Here is an 18,625-nt window from a genome sequence, read left to right on the forward strand (position 1 = left end):
TCATAATAAACGCAACCGATTGCACAAGTCAATAGACAAAAGAAAATATTTCATAGAAAAAAGCTTAAAAAAATAAATTTTTAGGAGAAAATTATAGAAGGGAACACACGTATTATAGGTTTTATAGAATGGTATAGACAGAAAAATAAAAAATAAAGCATTTACAAAAAAGAAAACGCACGCTATAATACGTTTAACGAAACCGATTGCGTAAAGGAGCTAAACGGAATGAAAAAGATATTTAGTTTTGAGTTTTGGCAAAAATTTGGAAAGGCTTTAATGGTTGTGGTAGCAGTTATGCCGGCAGCTGGGTTGATGATCAGTATAGGGAAATCAATTCCCTTGATCAATCCTGATTGGACGCCGCTTGTCACAACGGGCGGAGTAATTGAAAATATTGGTTGGGCAATTATTGGTAATCTTCATATTTTATTTGCTTTAGCAATAGGAGGAAGTTGGGCAAAAGAAAGAGCAGGCGGAGCATTTGCAGCTGGGATCTCATTTATTTTAATCAATCGGATCACTGGGGCTATCTTTGGTGTCACAAGTGACATGCTTGCGAATGAAGATGCATTTACCCACACTCTGTTCGGTACGAAGATCATGGTTAAAGGATTTTTTACAAGTGTATTGGAAGCACCAGCTTTGAATATGGGAGTATTCGTAGGGATCATCGCTGGATTTGTCGGGGCAATGGCTTATAATAAGTACTATAATTATAGAAAATTGCCGGATGCTTTGTCATTTTTCAATGGAAAGCGCTTTGTTCCGTTTGTTGTTATCTTATGGTCAACAATCGTGGCATTGATTCTTGCTGTGGTGTGGCCAAACGTACAGGCTGGAATCAATAATTTTGGTTTATGGATTGCAGAATCACAAGAAAGCGCACCGATTCTAGCACCGTTTTTATTTGGAACATTAGAACGTTTACTATTGCCATTTGGATTGCATCATATGCTGACGATTCCTATCAACTATACACAGCTTGGCGGATCGTATGAGATTTTATCAGGCGCACAGGCGGGAACACAAGTATTTGGGCAAGATCCGTTATGGTTGGCTTGGGCCACTGATTTAGTGAATCTTAAAGGTGCAGGGGATATGTCGCAATATGAGTTTGTGTTGCATAACTGGACGCCGGCTCGTTTCAAAGTAGGACAAATGATTGGTTCTTCAGGTATCTTGATGGGAATGGCTTTTGCGATGTATCGTAATGTCGATCCTGATAAGAAAGCAAGATATAAATCAATGTATTTTTCAGCAGCGTTGGCTGTCTTTCTAACAGGTGTAACAGAACCATTGGAGTTCATGTTTATGTTTGCTGCTGTGCCATTATATGTCATTTATTCAGTGATCCAAGGGGCTGCATTTGCGATGGCAGATATCTTGCCATTGCGGGTCCATTCATTTGGGAATATCGAATTGCTGACTCGGACACCGTTAGCTATCAAAGCGGGTCTAGGTGGAGATCTTATCAACTTCGTGTTGTGTGTGATCGCTTTTGGTGTTGTTACGTATTTCTTAGCAAATTTCTTGATCAAAAAATTCAACTTTGCTACACCGGGACGTAACGGAAATTACGACAATGACAGTGAAGAAACCGTTGTATCTAACAGCGGAACAGGAACAGCAGATCAGCAAGTGGTCCAGATCATTCATTTGCTGGGAGGAAAAGAAAATATCAAAGATGTCGATGCTTGTATGACTCGGTTACGCGTAAGTGTAAATGATCGAGAAAAAGTAGGGACTGAAGAAGCCTGGAAACGAGCAGGGGCGATGGGATTGATCGTCAAAGACAATGGAGTCCAAGCAGTTTATGGACCAAAAGCAGATGTCTTGAAATCAGATATCGAAGATCTGCTGCAATCAGGAGCAGAGATTCCAGAGCCAGAAATGGTTTCTACAGGAAATGGACAAGCAGGTAGTAAGCAATACTTAGGTATAGAACAAGAACTAGTTTCCGCAGCTTCTGGAGAAGTGATTCCTTTATCTGAAGTAAAAGATCCGGTATTCTCACAAAAAATGATGGGTGACGGCTTTGCTGTTATTCCAACATCAAGAGAAGTTGTTGCGCCGATCGCTGGAAAAGTGACAAGTATTTTCCCTAGCAAACATGCAATTGGGCTGGAAACGAAAGATGGTATCGAAGTTTTGATCCATATGGGAATCGATACAGTCCAAATGAATCAGCCAGCTTTTGAGATTGCTGTCAAAGAAGGCCAAGAAGTAGGAACAGGAACGAAATTAGCTGAGATGGATCTTGATGTGATCCAAAACGAAGAAAAAGATCCAACGATCATGATCGTATTTACAAACGATAAAGTAGAAGAAGTAGTGATCAAGCAATTAGGTACAGTGACAGCTGGTAAAGTGATCGGCTCCATTAAAATGTAAGGAGAGGTTGTGAAAACTGCGTTATGCATTGAGTAATAAGAGCGCTAGTCAGAAAATAGCTTTTCATATTTTCTAGGCTAGTGAGCTTATTACCGAGAAGCAGCAGTTTGAATACTGTTTAGTGGAGAGGTCGTGAAAAAGCTGCCCTGCACCAAGTGATAAAAACAGCCAAACAAAAAATAGCTCCTGGTCCATTGAGCTTATTACTGAGGAGTTAGCAGGAGAACACTATTTGCTGGAGAGGTTGTGACAAAAATTTTGTCACAACCCTTTTGTTTCGAAATGAAGACAAGGAGAAAACCAATGAAATTCATGACACTCAACACGCATAGCTGGCTTGAGCCAGAACCAGAGAAAAAATTGCAAGAATTAGCAGATAAGATCCTGTTAGAAGATTATGAAGTGATTGCTTTACAAGAAATCAACCAATTACTGGAATCTGAAGAAGTAGAACTTGCGAAGCTAATGAAGTTCTGTCCGGTAAAGAATCAAGTACCTATCCGTAAAGATAATTTTGCCTACCGTTTAGTTCAGCTTTTAAAGGAACACGGAAAAGAGTATTTTTGGAGTTGGGAAATGAGCCACATCGGTTATGATAAATATGAAGAAGGAAATGCACTGCTTACGAAAAAAACATTGGAAAGTCAGGTCCTTACCGTCTCCCAATCTCAAAAGAAAGAAGATTATCAGACACGCAAGATCTTGATTGGGAAAACAAAGATAGATGATCAGGACATTTTTGTCTCGAGCTGCCACTTTTCTTGGTGGACAGATAAAAAAAGTGGCTTTTATTTTGAGTGGAAAAACTTGGAAAACTACTTTTTGGAAACTCGCGTACCACTTTTTTTCCTAGGTGATTTCAATAATCCAGTAGACTCTCAAGGTTATTATACTGTAAGAGAAAGTTGCCTTCTTCTTCAAGATTCGTATGTTGTCGCGAATGAAAAAGGAAAAGCAGCTACTGTGGAAAAGAAAATCGATGGTTGGGAACAAAATACAGAAAAATTGCGTATAGATTTTATTTTCGTCCCTGAAGGAATGCAGGTTAAAAAATATCAACGGATTTTTGATGGGATCGATAGTCCAATCATCAGTGATCACTACGGGGTGGAAATCGAATTAGATGTGAACGAATAAAAAATATAACATATAACATAAAAAAACTGATTAAAATAAAACTCTCCAAACGATTATACCGTTTGGAGAGTTTTTTTGATCGGATGCATTTATCCCTTTTGCCTAAGCACGTAAATGCTTGTATCTATGATAAATAAATAAACATAGCAAGGTAAACCAACCAATCAAAGTAAGAGAAAGAATGAAATAGAAATAGATTGGCGTTTGATAATGAAGCGTGAGCTCGTTGATTCCTTTTTGCTGCTTCACGATTGGGGTCCCGATATCTGTTACTTCATAATCAGTCAATGTTTTTCCATTTTGCTGTAGCACAGTCCGATCGTAGACGATAACAGGGATATGAACAGTTTTGTCCCCAGTGTTTTTCCACTTGATTGTCAGAAGACCGCCTGGATGTGTTTTTATAAAAGTTGTTTCGTTTTCTAGTATTTCTTCGTTATACCGGTCGTATTTATTGTCTTTTGTCTCCTTATAGATTGGCAGATAGTCAGGTGTGGTTTTTTGGAAAACGAACAAGCTGGTAGACATATCTTTGCTGAAGAATGTTTTCCTTGCTTCTTCCGGCGTATCGAATAGATAAGTATGTCGACTGACAAATGTTTCATTTTCCCACTTTTCCAGATGCTGGTATAAGTTCTGGATCGTCTGTGCTGAAAAAATAAGAATGCCAAATATACTTAAAAGACGAAACCACTTTTGTTCAGACCACTGGTTCAGTGAAAGGGCAAGGTAAAGTAGAAGCAATAGCGTAAATGGCACGAAAAATCGAAATGGAAACTGGATCAAACTAATAAAAGGCACATTTTTTTCGATCAATGTCGTCCATGGAATCAAGCTAGTAGAAAGAAAAAAGAAAACAAGACTTGTGTACAACACGATTTTTTGGAATAAGGTGTTCTTTTGTTGAAAGAAAATAAAAAGCAAAAAACCTGATAATATCAATATAGGAAAGGCCTTAGGGTAATGGAGCCAATAACTGCCATCCAGATCTATCGCCTTTTGACTCATTTCTCTGTTAACAAAGGGAGGAAGAATCTTATTCTCACTGTAAACAATAGCTAATCCTGCCCAAATATTTGCTGTCAGAACAAAATAAAGCAAGACCGACTTAATCAGTTGAAGCAGTGCTTTTCCTTTTTCAGTCTGGTTAAAAAAGTAATAAAGATAAAAAGGGATATACATCAAAGCTAACATGATCGAAGACAGTAAATGGATCTGTGTCATAAGTCCCACTGAGACAGCGACTTTGATAACAGGGAACTTTTTATGAAGGACGAAATCAGCAATAGGGATCATACATAAAGGATAAAAACAAGTCCCCCAGCTAGTGAATCCTTGGTTGATAGACCAGTATTGAATAGAATACGTACTCATGAATAAAACGGCTACTGGTACACTTACCCAATTTCGAACATTGACATATCTCAGTAAAATCAGCATAGAAAATCCTGAAATAAGATAAAGAATGAAATTTGAAAGAATCTGATAATGAAACCAGCTACCTGCAAGCAACACGATCAATCCTTGTAAATAAGCGAAAAATGGGCCGTAAACGGCATTCACGATCCTGCCACTTTGCTGGAATCCATAAAGGGAAGGAAAATAATGGAAATCCCCATATTTAATTTGTTGCGCGGCATCATAGAACCGATTGTAATGGAATGGGGCATCAGCACCCAAAATTAGTTTATGTGTGAATAAATGCGGCATGAGAAATGCCAAAGCAATGAAAAAAATTGCTAAAAATGGGCCATATTTTTTCAATTGTCGAACTCCTTTGCAAACTTTAGATAAATTCATCATATATCCTATGCGAGAGGTAGGCAAGAAATTAGAAAATTCATGAAAATATTTATGAATTTTACAAGAAAAACATAAGTGAAAGTTCTAAGGAGAGAGGATGCGACATAAGTTTTGTTGCATCTCCTTGTTTTGAAACAGAATTTTTCTTAATACTCGAAACAAAGTAGCTTTTTCATGACCTCTCGGTAAACGGTGTTCAATCAGCTGCTTCTCGGTAATAAGCTCACTAGCCTAGAAAATATGAGAAGCTATTTTCTGACTAGCGCTCTTATTACTCAAAGCATAACGCAGTTTTCACAACCTCTTCCTTAAACGGTGTTCAAAAGCTTGCATCTGCGGTAATAAGCCCAACCCAACAAAAAATATGAGTAGCTATTTTTTGGGGCTGTACTTATTACTTGATGCAGGACAGCTTTTTCACAACCTCATCGGCTTTCATTTTCTATTTTTTTCCTGAACCCATATAATAAAAGAAAGAACAAAAAAACTTGCAAGGGAGGACACATGTGAAGCAGAGTAAGCAAAAACAGTCTCGTCGACTTTTGTTTCGTTTGTTTTTATTAATATGTATCGTCGTAGGGTTACTGATCGCTTTATATCCATTTTATGTGGATTCTTTAAATAGTTTTATTGATCAAAAACGTATCGAACAAGTACAAAAACGGACCGCAGCTGAAATTGAAGTGCAGCGAAAGAAAATGGAGGAGAAAAACCAACGATTAACTGACCAAGGATTCAATCCTGGTACTGATCCTTTCAATGAAAAGAACAGAAATGAAAGTACAACATCCAGCCAATTAGAGGAATGGCTGATCGGAAGTATCAATATACCTAAGATCCAATTAAATATTTCACTTTATGATCGGCTCAATGGTAGGATCCTTGAAAATGGAGCAGGCGTCTTGCAAGGAACCTCTTTCCCGCTTGGTGGAAATTCGACGCATTCAGTGATCTCTGCTCACAGCGGTTTACCTAATCGACGGTTATTTACCGAATTAGATCGTTTAGAAAACGGAGACACGTTTATTTTGACTGTTTTGGGGGAGAAATTGGCTTATCAAGTTAAAAATATACAAGTGGTACTGCCAGATGACACGTCTGTTCTAACGATTTCAGAAGGAGAAGACTTAGTTACCTTGCTTACATGTACGCCGTATATGATCAACACGCATCGTTTGCTAGTGACAGGACATCGGATTCCTTATAACGAATCGGTAAAAAAAGAAGAAGGAAAAGGAAATCAGGAAAGAACCATGCGGCAATGGTTTATTCTTGCAGGAACGATAATAGCTGTAGTCATACTGTTAGTGTTTATCGGACGACTAATCTATCAGTATAGATTAAGTAAAAAAGTGCTTGATTTTTCATTTATTATTAGTGATTCGTCAGGGAAACCGGTAAATGGTAGTTCATTCATTTTGAAACATAAGAAAAAAACACTTACTAGAAATGGTGTGCCGTTTTCAGTACAAAGCGACCATCATGGGAAAGTCAAGCTGGATCAATTGCCTGGTGGAACTTATCGAATCGTTTCAGCTGATGATCCTAAAGTTGCTGTTTCTTTTGGTATTAGAAAAGTAAAACAAGAGAAAATATACTTTTTTGAGGGGCGAAAACTTGTAAAAGAGCTTCAAAAAAATGGTTTTTATTTTAAAATCAATGAATAAGTAAGGAGAGAAAAAATGATCCGCACAACAACAAAATTGTCTGCCAAAGAACTGGAATCTGTTCTATCGATTTGGCTGCATGCTAACTTGGATTCTCATGAATTCATTCCATCAACTTATTGGGAGAATCAAGTAGAATCTGTTAGGAAAGCTTTACCAGATGCAGTGATTTACTTAGCAGAAATAGATCAAGAAATTATTGGTTTTGCTGGGGTGATTGATCAGTTTATCGCAGGAATCTTTGTGAAAAGGGAATACCGGCAACAAAGAATCGGTACGCAACTAATGAAAAAAATAAAAGAAACCAATAAAACACTGACTTTGACAGTCTATCAAAAAAATCAATCAGCTATTCATTTCTATCTTTCACAAGGTTTTACAATTCAAACACAGCAAAAAGATGAAGCAGTAAATGAGGAGGAACTTGTGATGAAATGGAATCAAAACGCTGATTTTTGATGAACAGAATAACGAAATAATGCTCCCAGCCTAATTTTTTGCTGGGAGCATTATTTCATTTTGAAGTCACTAATTTAACTGTGTGAATATGCAGTTGTTACAATCTTTGATAAACAGTGTTCAAAAGCTTGCATCTGCGGTAATAAGCCCAACCAAACAAAAAATATGAGGAGCTATTTTTATTTGGCTGTTCTTATTACTTGATGCAGAACAGCTTTTTCACAACCTCTCCACTAAACGGTGTTCAATCAGCTGACCCCTCGGTATTAGCTCAACAAACGGTAAAACATGAGGAACTATTTTTCCATTTGTTTCTCTAATACTCAGGTCAAAACGCTGATTTCACAACCTCTTGATAAACGGTGTTCAAACGGCTGCTTCTCGGTAATAAGCCCACTAGCCTAGAAAATATGAAAAGCTATTTTCTAACTAGCGTTCTTATTACTCAAAGCATAACGCTGATTTCACAACCTCTTGATAAACGGTGTTCAATCAGCTGACCCTCGGTATTAGCTCAAAAAACGGCAAAACATGAGGAACTATTTTTCCGTTTCTTTCTCTAATACTCAGGTCAGAACGCTGATTTCACAACCTCTCTTTCACAACCTTATTTTACTCGTTTATAATTTTCATCGAAGTATTTTCCGCTACGGATATCATCTGGCATTCCATCGTATGGTTCTTCGCTAATAACATCTTCATTGTCTATACCTGCATCACCCATATAAGTGATCGTAGCAAATTCAGGAACAAGTAATTTTGGATAAGTTTCATATTTTTCACGAGCTGCTTCCATTTCTGCGATATGTTCGTTTTGGAAAGTAACAGTGATTTCTGGATGTTCTTCAACCCATTTAGGGAAAAAGATCATTCCGTGAAGTTTCTTTTCATTTGGCATAAAGTCCAATGCCACGTCTGTCCCTGTTGGCTCTGTCCAAGTGATTTTGAATACGCCCTCCGTCAATTTAACGATATCAGCTTCTTGGTCTTTTACCCAACGGCCTTTGACCATTCCGCCATGGATACGGTAATCAACAGTATGGTCATTTTTGGCATACCATTCATGTTCCCAACCATTGTCATACGTATAGATAAAGTGAGTTCCAATAAAATCTTCCAATTCTTTAAATTCTTTCATGTTTAAGCATCTCCTTGTAAATTAAAACATGTAATAAACTACATGTTTTCGATTACTCATTTATGATAGAATGGATTTAAAGATTTGTCAAGGAGGGAAAACTGATGGCAAGAAAAAATACACTTCGATATATTTTGTTAGGGTTATTAAGTAAGAAGAAGATGACAGGATATGAATTGAATCAATCGTTCAAAAATGAAATAGGAGAATTTTGGCAAGCAAAACATAGTCAGATTTATCCTGAACTTGCAAAAATGGAAGAGCAAGGAATCATTCAGCATCAAGTAGAGATCACAGGTGAAAAATTGGAAAAGAAAGTTTATGAATTAACAGAAGAAGGGAAGGAACAATTGGCAGAGTGGATTCATACACCCACCAATGAACTACCGGTTAATCGAGACGAATTTGTTCTGAAATTGTATTTCGTCAAAGACGTGAATGATCCGGCATTAGTAGAAATTATTCAGCAGCAGCGTGACCTTCATGAAGAAAAACGACTTCATCTATTAGAGCGAAAAAAAACGATCTTTCCTACTGAAAAAGAAAAACATGAAAATTACGGACACTACCTGATTTTAGCGCATGCGATCAATCGGGAAACAGAATATGCAAATTGGCTAACAGATGTATTAGAAGAAAGTAACCGAAAAAAATAAAAAAATATCCGAACAGTGATGGAGAATTCCTTTCTATATGAAAGAAACGCAGATCACCGTTCGGATATTCTTATGTTCAAACAGGCCTTTTTTCAAGTATTTATGTAGCATCTACTTATTAAAAAGCTTGGTACTTAGGAGATTAGTGGCGTTTAGAGTTCTTTTAACAACTGTTCGTAGTCAGCTTTTTCATCGACAGGAAGGAGCTTGTAAGTTAATTCGTCTGTCTCGTTGTCATGAATGATGTACATCTTAGCATTCTCTTCTTTGAAGTTACCGATTTGTAAAATCGTATAGCGTTCGTCGATCAATTCGATATCTTTGATTGCTTTTGAAAAAACTTTACGGACATGGTGCATTTTCTTTTGGCGGATTTCTGCCTTTTCTGCAGCTTTTGACAAAGTAAATCCGTCATCTAAATATTTTTTGATCAGTTCTACTTTTATGACTGTAGGTAAACGATATTTTCTAGGACAATTCGCATCAGCTTCGATCGAACGAATGAATCCCTTTTGTTCCCAATACCTTAATTGACGTGGAGACACACCTACGATATCACTTAATTCACTGATGCCAACAACCAATTGATCATTTTCCAACAAACGTTTAAGGGAAGCCCCAACCATTTTTGTCACTCCTTTTGTCCTCTTGCTTCCCTTAATTATATCCGTATTAACTTATGTGTCAAGTAGGTTGACAAATAGCGAATTTAGGACTAAAGTATTCTAGTAGTTTCAGAAAAAATTCAGAAAGAAGGAGAAATATGAGTAACAACCAACCCGTAGATATTTACGGAAAACCATATAATCGGACACTTTTAGTTGTTGTCTTATTAATTGGTACATTTTGTACCGTTTTGAATCAGACCTTATTGACGACAGCTTTTCCTACATTGATGAAAGCTTTCGATATTTCAGCGTCTGATGTGCAATGGTTAACGACTGGTTTCTTGCTAGTCAACGGGATCATGATCCCAATAACAGCATGGCTGATCAATAAATTCAGTTCAAGAAATTTATATCTTTCTGCCATGACGATCTTTTTGATCGGAACAATTACTTGCTTTACAGCACCTAATTTTAGTACATTACTAATCGGTCGCTTGATCCAAGCTTGCGGTGTGGGAGTATCGATGCCATTATTGCAAAATATCATGCTATCTATTTTCCCGCCAGAAAAAAGAGGATCAGCAATGGGGATGTCAGGGATCGTTATTGGACTTGCTCCTGCTTTAGGCCCTACATTATCTGGTTATATCATTGATAACTACCATTGGCGTGACTTGTTTGGTATGGTACTGCCAATCGTTGTTCTTGTCTTGGTTTTAGCATTCTTCCTAATGAAAAGTGTTATTCCATTGTCAAATCCTAGCATTGATATTTTATCCGCTATTTTATCAACGATTGGATTCGGTAGTTTACTTTACGGATTTTCTAGTGTAGGAGATGACGGCTGGGGAAGCTTGAAAGTAATTGGTTTCTTAGTTGTTGGTGTGATTTTCATCGCCTTGTTCTCATGGCGTCAATTACATTTGGAACATCCATTCTTGGAACTTCGCGTATTCAAATCATCTACATTCACGATTGCCGCTGTTTTAGCTGGTGTAACAAATATGGCGATGGTAGGGGCAGAAATGGTCGTACCATTGTATATTCAAAATATTCGTGGAGAATCAGCATTCCATTCTGGCTTGATGTTGTTGCCGGGTGCATTGATCATGGGGGCTATGATGCCTGTTACGGGTGCGATTTTCGATAAATATGGCGCGAAACGTTTAGCCATCACAGGGATGTTCATTTTGACAGCGGCAACTGCACCATTTGCTTTCTTGACAAAAACGACTCCAGTTTTATATATCGTGATCCTTTATGCGATCCGTATGTTTGGGATCTCCATGGTCATGATGCCGGTAACGACTTCTGGTATGAATGCATTGCCAAATAACTTGATCAGTCACGGGACAGCGGTAAATAATACATTCCGTCAAATCGCAAGCTCGATTGGTACAGCTATTTTGATCAGTGTGTTGACGAATGTGACAAAAGCAAATATCCCAAGCAAATCTGTATTGGATAATACACCATTAGCTTATAAAGATCAGGCAATCAATGCCACACTGTCAGGTTACCATGCCGCGTTTATCGTAGCGATCATCTTTGGGATCCTTGGCTTTATTATTGCCTTTTTATTGAAGAAAAAAGAACCTGTTCTAACGAAAGCGGGGGATAATGCATGATTATTGGAGTTTTGATTGTCAGCTTGCTTGCTTTTGCTTTAACGAACGTGTTCGCTAAAAAAACATGGCAAACCTTTTTATCTTTGATTTTCGGACTAATCTTCGTCGCTTCACTAAGTTTGATCGTCGCTAATTTGTCCAATCACTTTGGAATGGAAAAAGTAACGGAAACAAAAACAGAAAAAATTGTTTCCAGTGCTGATTCCCAAGGAGCAGATATGCTTTTGTATAAAGCTTTAGGGAATGGAAAAGAAAAAGTGTATCTTTACCGAACAAATGAAAAACAAGAAAAACCAAAAGCAACTGGTACGGATAACGAAACAAATAAAGTAGAAAAGACAGACGGCGATGCTGAAAAAGTGACGAAAACTACTTATTGGGAATACAAAAACGACATGTATAAATTCTGGTTCAATATTGCTGATAACAATCACGAATATGACAGCCGAGTGAATACATTCAAAATCCCAGAGACATGGGTAGAATTAAGTACGGACCAAGCAGCCAAGTTAGCTGAATTAGTGAAGAAACAGCAAAGTACGATGGAAAGTGAAGCAAAAGCTTATGTTCAAGACGGTATGGTAAAAGCAATGACTGAAAATCCAAAAATGAGCAAAGCAGAGCAAGAACAACGTACGAAAGCCTTAGCTGCTGAATTCCAACAACAAGCATTCGCAAAATTAGTGAAAGAAGCAAAAGGCGAATAATATTTTGAACACCATGTAGGAGGTTGTGAAAAAGCTGCTCTGCATCAAGCAGTAAGAACAATCAGATAAAAATAGCACTCCATATTTTTCATCTGATTGGGCTTAGTGCCGTAGATGCAAGCTTTTGAACACCGTTTAAGGAAGAGGTTGTGAGCCTGCCGTTTAACTCTGAGTCACAAGGAGCAATTTCAAAAAACAGCTTCTCATGTTTGTTGACTATTGTGACTTGTGACCGAGGAGTTGGCAGGAGAACACCGTTTATTCGAAAAAAGGAACTGCGACAAGACTTTTGTCACAGTTCCTTCTTTTTTTTGCTATGCTATACTAGATGTAAAAAATAGGAGAAATAAAATGAGGGAAATTTATTCTTTTGAATCAAAAATCTATGCTTCCGAAGTCGGCAAGGGCGGGGCATATATTATTTTTCCGTATGATATAAGAAAAGAATTCGGTGCTGGAAGAGTTAAAGTCCAAGCAACTTTTGACAATGTGCCGTATGAAGGCAGTATCGTGAATATGGGCGTGAAAGATCCAGATGGTTCAGTCTGCTACATCCTTGGACTACGAAAAGATATTCGTAAAAACATCGGAAAAGAAATCGGTGATATTGTAGCAGTTACAGTGAAGCAAAAATAAAAGAGGTTGTGACAAAAGACGTGTCACAACCTCTTGATAAACGGTGTTCAAAAGCCAGTTTCTCGGTAGTAAGTCAAATTTATGCAAAAATGTGGAAACCCATGTTTACAAAATTTTTCTTACTACTCGAAACGAAGCGGCTTTATCACAACCTCTTGATAAACGGCGTTCAATCAGCTGTCCCTCGGTATTAGCTCAAAAACGGCAAAATATGAGAAGCTATTTTTCCATTTTTTTCTCTCATACTCAGGTCATAACGCTGATTTCACAACCTCTTCTTTCATAATGGTTTTTCACCATCTTTATAATAAACTGGTTCTTTGATATGGAAATCTATTTTTTCCAACCAATCTAAAATCTTGTAACCTAACTCTTCTGACATCGGAAAAGAGGCGTTGATTTGTGCATTGGAGATATGGTCAACATGGATACCGGAAGTGATCGTACAACTTCCCGGAACGGCAGTTTTGATGATCACAGCTATTTTTTCGGCTAAGACATCGTCTTTATGGAACCGACCATCGTGGCTAGGGAAACGTACAGTTTGCATCTCTGTATCACGAGAAAATGTAGTGACTGTTCCGATATGTGGTGTATCTCCGCCTGTTAAAGTGATCAATAAGTCTTTACCGATTACTTTAACAGCAGCTTGGATCGTGAAACCTAGTTTGGTTACTTCAACTATCGTTTCTTTTTCCATATTAATCACCCTGCCAACGTTTTGAATGCTCATTTACAATTCCAAATTGATCCAAAAGTTTCATTGTATGGTGATTAACAAGATCTTGGATCGTTTGAGGCTGATTATAAAAAGCAGGAATTGGTGGTATGATTTGCACACCTAGTCGTGCTAATTTAGTCAAGTTTTCCAAGTGAATGGCATTTAATGGCGTTTCACGAGGAACAATGACTAACTTTCGTTGCTCCTTCATTGTTACATCAGCAGCACGTGCAATCAGGTTGTCGCCTAAACCAACAGAGATACCTGCGACTGTTTTCATACTTGCCGGTACGATGATCATTCCATCGGTCAAAAATGATCCGCTGGCGACAGCAGCACCTAAATCTTTGTTTGAATAATGGTAATCAAACAGGCTTTCGAATTCAGTTAGTGATAAGTCGGATTCCAGCTTTAAGTTCTGTTTTGCCCATGGACTGATGATTCCGTGTGTTTCTATCATCGGATATTCTTTTAGTTTCTTCACTAGGTTGATGGCATAAATGGTGCCTGAAGCGCCACTTACACCAATCACGATTTTTTTCTTCCGTTGTGCCAATTGTTCCATTTTCCGCACTCCTTTTTATGATGTCAAAACAGTTGCAGATCATTCATTATTTCAAATATTTTTCCCAATCTTCTACTTCTTGGAATTTTGCACGTACAAAATGTTCTTTCATATCGAAAGGAACTGTACCGTCAAAGATAGTTTTTGCACTCATCCCACGGAAACGAATAGAGCCAGGATTATATTCTGGTAATTCTGATGGGTCCAATGGATGGTTCCTCATTCCTGGGATCACGATGATATCTTTATCTCCTTGGAAACGAGTGTTGAAAGTCCAAACTACATCGTTCATGTCGAAAATATCAACATCTTCATCGACTAAAATGACTGTCTTCAATTCTTTGAAGGCTGATAAAGCAAGAATAGCTGCTTGACGCTGAATACCTTCATCCGCTTCGTTTTCTTTACGGATTTGCATGATGGTCATCAATTTACCACCACCTGCAGGAGGATTGTAGACATTTACTACTTTTCCTGGAATAGCTTTATCGACCAAGGCAAGAATACTTGCTTCTGTAGGAATACCGGCCATAGATACGTGTTCTTCACTGGGACCAATCGTTGTTTGCATGATTGGATTGTCTTTTCGGTGAGTAACTGCTTTGACTTTCACTACTTGTACAGCTGGATTAGCATCCCCAGTATAGCCAGGAAATTCTGGCATTGCTTTTCCTGAGTTCGTGTTGATATCTTCTTGCATTGTTTCATTTGGCATGATTTCTGCTTCAATGATGAATTCAGCACGAGCAATACCCACTTCATCGACTGCTATACCATCAACGATTTGAATAGGTTCGTTACGCAAAGCTCCTGCACACCATAGTTCATTGTAGCCAAGTGGAGTGGTAGGTGGTTCGAAAGTCGTGCCAATGGCAATTGCTGGATCTAAACCAATATTGATAGTGATAGGCATTGGTTTATTCAAGACTTCGAATTGTTTTTGGAAGTGACCAATGTGGCGTCCGCCAGGCATGATGTACATACCGATCGTATCTTTATCTTCTAGAACCATACGATGGATCGTTACATCGCTCATTGTTTTTTCTGGATCTGATCCTAAGACTACACCCATTGTGATGTATGGACCAGCATCTTCAGGAGTATTTGTAGGTGCAGGCAAAATGTTGCGAATATCGAAGTCTGCATCGGTAGCTAGATGAACGACTTCTTGTGCTGGAGCGTCTGCTTTGTCTACTTTCACAGGTTTGATTGGATTTTCTACAGCGTCTTTCAAGAAACGACCAAGTGTTCGATAATCATGGTGCAAAATTTCACCTACACGTTTACGACTAGCCATTGTTCCGATGTTCACACGTGTGCCGGGGAAACCTTTGATATTGTTGAAAGTCATAGCTGGTCCTTCTTGAGTCGGACGTTTTACTGTACCGCCAGCACCGATATAACGGTAAACACCAGATAATTCTGCTTCAGGATCGATTTCAATATCTGTTTCGTGATATTGACCTGGAAGTGTTTTTAGTTCTTCGATGACTTTTCTTAAATCATACGGTTGATCTGTCATGAGAGATTCCTCCTTAGTTGTCTTTACCTATCTATAGTAAAAGGTGAAAAAGAGGAAAACAATTCAACTTGTTCGGTAAAGTATTCTACAACGGAATGGATGCGTTTTTTGATAATAGAATAAACTATGATATACTTATCACTAAAAGAAAGCGCATACTTAGTGTTGGAGGAAGGAAAGTGAAAAAAATGGAGGAGTCATTTTCTAAAGCAGTAAAAGTGGAAAATATAGCGAATATTTTGAAAGTTACATTTGAAAACGGAGAAGTAAAATACGTGAAATCTCATTGGACAGAAGAGATAACCGATGCCTTGCAATTTGGAAAAAAAGGAAGAGGAAAAAGAAAAAATCTTCTCGCACTTTCTCGTAATATGTGGATTGGGACTGAAGTAACGATTGAAGCAGATGGAACAGTATTCATAAATGGAAAAGACAGGTATACGCCAGAAGAGTTGTGGTACAAAGGAAAGAAAAGTATACCAGAATTATAAAAAATAATTAAAAAAAACAGCGCGAAACAAGGAACATATTACTTCCTCGTTTCTTGCTGTTTTCTACTATTTCAGCGCTCTTATGACTCAAATCTAAATGTGGTTGTCACAACCTTATTCTGCACGCAAAGCGATAGCGGCGTCTTTTTTCGCTGCCATTCGTGCAGGAAGATGACCGCCAAGCATCGTCAATATAGTAGAGACGATCACTAGAATAATCGCATGGACAGGATTTAGTTGAGCAACATTTTTTAGATCCGTCATGTTGTATAAGATGCTATTGATAGGGAACGTAGCTAGCCATGCAATAAACACACCTAATATCCCAGAAGAAATACCTAAAATACACGTTTCTGCGTCAAATACGCGAGTGATGTCTTTTTTACGTGCACCTAAAGCTTTTAGTACACCGATTTCTTTTGTCCGTTCAATCACAGATGTATAAGTAATGATACTGATCATGATCATACTTGTTACTAAAGAGATCCCTGCAAAAGCAATAAGGACATAAGTGATAGCATCCATCAATCCGCCAGTCAGTTCAGTCATCGTTCCAGCTAAATCAGTATAAATGATTTTATCTTCATCTGATTTGCCTTTATTGTAATCATCTAGATAATCCAAGATCTTTTCTTTGTCTTCAAAATTGTTCGGATAAATCATGATACTTGAAGGCAAGCTGTCTCCACCTAAATAACTAAGCAATGTTTGTTTGGCATTTTCGTCAACTTTTTCAGTAGTTAAGACATTTACATCACTGTCTCTTTGAGCTTTGACGATTTCTGATTCTTTGTTTTCGTTGACGATTTGAGTCGTTAATTGATCGCTATAAGCGATTCCTGGAGATAAGAGATTCATTGTAGAAGAAGATTTCACGCGTAGGATCCCCGAGATCTTCAATTCATCAGAAGCATTCTGATACATCGCATCATAATCTGTATTAGGGATAAAATTCCCAGTTGGAAGTTTTGTATAGTAAGTATTGTTGTTTACTAATTTGAATGTTGTACCAACGATATCATCAAAATCAAGTTTTTCGTCTTCTTTCACATCAAATCCAAGATTCTTCAATGCGTTGATATTAGTATTATTATTGCCGTCTACGATCAGCACGACATCTGTTGCTGAGGCTGGATAACTTCCGGCAAGTAAAGAATAATTGTCTTTTAAAAAGTTTTCTTTGCTAGTGTCAAGCTGTGTAGGGAAACTTGACACTCCCACACCTGTCATTGCTGACATCGTACTAGATAAAGAAAGAGATTCCGTATCAGGATTTTGATTCGAGAAGCTGACAGGCTGTACTTTGCCATTTACATCACGTAAAAGATTGATTCCTGTAGTACGGGTAAATCCGATATTATTACTTAAGTTAGGATCGATGTCTGTTACGTAATCGACGTATGTTTGATCAATCTTATTCGTGTGCTGTGCTTTATCTTCTTCGCTGACTTTTGCAGTAATCGTTTTGCTGTCTGGATAATCCGCTTTGCTTGCACCCAATCCGGCATCGTCACGAGTCTGGTTAGTCGTTACCTTAGAAATAGTAATCGGAAATTTCGCCATCGTTTCAGCTTGCGTGTTATCGATTTGTTTTTGAAATCCAGAAGAAAGGGACAGAACGATCGCGATTCCGATGATCCCAATACTGGAAGCAAAGGAGGTCAAGAAAGTACGTCCTTTTTTTGTTCGGATATTGTTGAAGGAAAGCTTCAACGCTGTCCAAAAACTCATCTTTGTTCTGCGTAAGTTAAATTGATCATCTTTTGGTCGTTCGATGTGAGGATGGGAATCTGTTAAGATCTTACCATCAGAAAATTCAATGATCCGATCTGCGTATTGATGGGCCAATTCAGGATTATGTGTGACCATGATCACTAATTTTTCTTTCGATAACTCTTGGATCAATTCCATGATCTGGATACTTGTTTCTGTATCTAACGCTCCGGTTGGTTCATCGCACAAAAGGATATCTGGGTCATTGGCTAGTGCTCGAGCGATGGCCACTCGCTGCATTTGTCCACCAGATAACTGATTTGGCTTTTTATGCATATGATCTGTCAAGCCGACCCGGTGCAATGCATCTTCTGCCCGTTTTCGTTTTTCGTCTTTAGAAACACCACTTAATGTCATCCCAAGTTCAACGTTTTCAATAATGCCTAGATGACCAATCAAGTTGTAACTTTGAAAAATGAAACCGATAGAGTTGTTTCGGTAGGCATCCCAGTCACTGTCCTTAAAGTCTTTAGTAGACTTTCCGTTGATTACCATATCACCGGAATCATAATTATCTAGTCCACCAATCACATTCAGCATAGTCGTTTTACCAGAACCACTAGGACCTAAAATTGCTACGAATTCTTTTTGTCTGAAAGCGACAGACACACCATCCAATGCTTTGGTGGTGGTTTCGCCGACTTTATAATATTTTTTTATATCTTTTAATTGAAGCATAATCACCCTTCTCCCGTATTGAAATATTCGGTATACTAATAA

The 18,625-nt window shown here is 38.1% G+C and carries 16 protein-coding genes; 9 read left to right on the plus strand and 7 right to left on the minus strand.

Going from position 1 to position 18,625, the window contains the following annotated elements; translation table 11 throughout:
• Positions 1-228 precede the first annotated feature (228 nt).
• Both IGJ87_RS01845 and IGJ87_RS01850 read left to right on the plus strand, forming a co-directional pair.
• Positions 229-2,394: a PTS transporter subunit IIBC gene (locus tag IGJ87_RS01845; RefSeq protein ID WP_002286368.1), complete on the plus strand. Its 2,166-nt coding sequence runs from the start codon at positions 229-231 to the stop codon at positions 2,392-2,394.
• 303 nt (positions 2,395-2,697) lie between these two features.
• On the plus strand, positions 2,698-3,531 hold the full coding sequence (locus tag IGJ87_RS01850) for an endonuclease/exonuclease/phosphatase family protein (RefSeq protein ID WP_113787937.1): 834 nt from the start codon (positions 2,698-2,700) through the stop codon (positions 3,529-3,531).
• Between the two features lie 102 nt (positions 3,532-3,633).
• Here IGJ87_RS01850 and IGJ87_RS01855 read toward each other — a convergent pair whose 3' ends face one another.
• Complete coding sequence (locus IGJ87_RS01855; RefSeq protein WP_139424967.1) at positions 3,634-5,334, minus strand: hypothetical protein; 1,701 nt, start codon at positions 5,332-5,334, stop codon at positions 3,634-3,636.
• Positions 5,335-5,840: 506 nt separating this feature from the next.
• On the opposite strand from IGJ87_RS01855, the gene IGJ87_RS01860 reads away from it, so the two are divergent.
• Together IGJ87_RS01860 and IGJ87_RS01865 are read left to right on the plus strand one after the other, a co-directional pair.
• Positions 5,841-7,001, plus strand: coding sequence for a class C sortase (locus IGJ87_RS01860; protein ID WP_002286364.1), 1,161 nt, complete (start codon positions 5,841-5,843; stop codon positions 6,999-7,001).
• Between the two features lie 15 nt (positions 7,002-7,016).
• Complete coding sequence (locus IGJ87_RS01865; RefSeq protein ID WP_002286361.1) at positions 7,017-7,460, plus strand: GNAT family N-acetyltransferase; 444 nt, start codon at positions 7,017-7,019, stop codon at positions 7,458-7,460.
• Positions 7,461-8,067: 607 nt separating this feature from the next.
• On the opposite strand, the gene IGJ87_RS01870 is transcribed toward IGJ87_RS01865, so the two are convergent.
• The gene (locus IGJ87_RS01870; RefSeq protein ID WP_113787939.1) at positions 8,068-8,598 is read right to left on the minus strand and encodes a phenolic acid decarboxylase; all 531 of its coding nucleotides are present in this window, start codon (positions 8,596-8,598) and stop codon (positions 8,068-8,070) included.
• A 104-nt stretch (positions 8,599-8,702) separates the two neighbouring features.
• Between IGJ87_RS01870 and IGJ87_RS01875 the strand changes: the two genes are divergently transcribed.
• Positions 8,703-9,254: a PadR family transcriptional regulator gene (locus IGJ87_RS01875; RefSeq protein ID WP_002286354.1), complete on the plus strand. Its 552-nt coding sequence runs from the start codon at positions 8,703-8,705 to the stop codon at positions 9,252-9,254.
• Between the two features lie 152 nt (positions 9,255-9,406).
• Here the strand turns inward: IGJ87_RS01875 and IGJ87_RS01880 are convergent, their stop codons facing one another.
• Positions 9,407-9,880, minus strand: a complete 474-nt coding sequence (locus IGJ87_RS01880) for a MerR family transcriptional regulator (protein ID WP_002286344.1) — start codon at positions 9,878-9,880, stop codon at positions 9,407-9,409.
• Between the two features lie 137 nt (positions 9,881-10,017).
• Between IGJ87_RS01880 and IGJ87_RS01885 the strand changes: the two genes are divergently transcribed.
• The 3 genes from IGJ87_RS01885 (at position 10,018) to IGJ87_RS01895 (ending at position 12,833) form a co-directional block, all read left to right on the plus strand.
• Entirely contained in the window at positions 10,018-11,490 is a 1,473-nt protein-coding gene (locus tag IGJ87_RS01885) for an MDR family MFS transporter (protein ID WP_002293204.1), read from the plus strand.
• The gene (locus IGJ87_RS01890) at positions 11,487-12,197 is read left to right on the plus strand and encodes a DUF4811 domain-containing protein (RefSeq protein ID WP_002286342.1); all 711 of its coding nucleotides are present in this window, start codon (positions 11,487-11,489) and stop codon (positions 12,195-12,197) included. The genes IGJ87_RS01885 and IGJ87_RS01890 overlap by 4 nt, the downstream gene beginning before the upstream one ends.
• Positions 12,198-12,548: 351 nt before the next feature.
• Entirely contained in the window at positions 12,549-12,833 is a 285-nt protein-coding gene (locus IGJ87_RS01895) for a DUF1905 domain-containing protein (protein WP_113787940.1), read from the plus strand.
• A 280-nt stretch (positions 12,834-13,113) separates the two neighbouring features.
• On the opposite strand, the gene IGJ87_RS01900 is transcribed toward IGJ87_RS01895, so the two are convergent.
• Genes IGJ87_RS01900 through IGJ87_RS01910 form a run of 3 tightly spaced genes read right to left on the minus strand, consistent with a single transcriptional unit; the run spans position 13,114 to position 15,641 of the window.
• Positions 13,114-13,533, minus strand: a complete 420-nt coding sequence (locus IGJ87_RS01900; protein ID WP_002286333.1) for a hypothetical protein — start codon at positions 13,531-13,533, stop codon at positions 13,114-13,116.
• Between the two features lies 1 nt (position 13,534).
• Positions 13,535-14,119 (minus strand): UbiX family flavin prenyltransferase, encoded by a 585-nt coding sequence (locus IGJ87_RS01905; protein WP_002297414.1) that lies wholly within the window; start codon positions 14,117-14,119, stop codon positions 13,535-13,537.
• A 46-nt stretch (positions 14,120-14,165) separates the two neighbouring features.
• Positions 14,166-15,641 carry a UbiD family decarboxylase gene (locus IGJ87_RS01910; protein WP_113787941.1) on the minus strand — a complete coding sequence of 492 codons (1,476 nt, stop codon included), beginning with the start codon at positions 15,639-15,641 and terminating at the stop codon, positions 14,166-14,168.
• 179 nt (positions 15,642-15,820) lie between these two features.
• Between IGJ87_RS01910 and IGJ87_RS01915 the strand changes: the two genes are divergently transcribed.
• Positions 15,821-16,132 carry a hypothetical protein gene (locus IGJ87_RS01915; RefSeq protein WP_113787942.1) on the plus strand — a complete coding sequence of 104 codons (312 nt, stop codon included), beginning with the start codon at positions 15,821-15,823 and terminating at the stop codon, positions 16,130-16,132.
• A gap of 114 nt (positions 16,133-16,246) precedes the next feature.
• Here the strand turns inward: IGJ87_RS01915 and IGJ87_RS01920 are convergent, their stop codons facing one another.
• Entirely contained in the window at positions 16,247-18,583 is a 2,337-nt protein-coding gene (locus IGJ87_RS01920) for an ATP-binding cassette domain-containing protein (RefSeq protein WP_002297413.1), read from the minus strand.
• Positions 18,584-18,625: the final 42 nt, after the last annotated feature.

This window comes from Enterococcus sp. DIV1411a (assembly GCF_050531945.1).
GTDB classification, from domain to species: Bacteria; Bacillota; Bacilli; order Lactobacillales; family Enterococcaceae; genus Enterococcus_B; species Enterococcus_B faecium.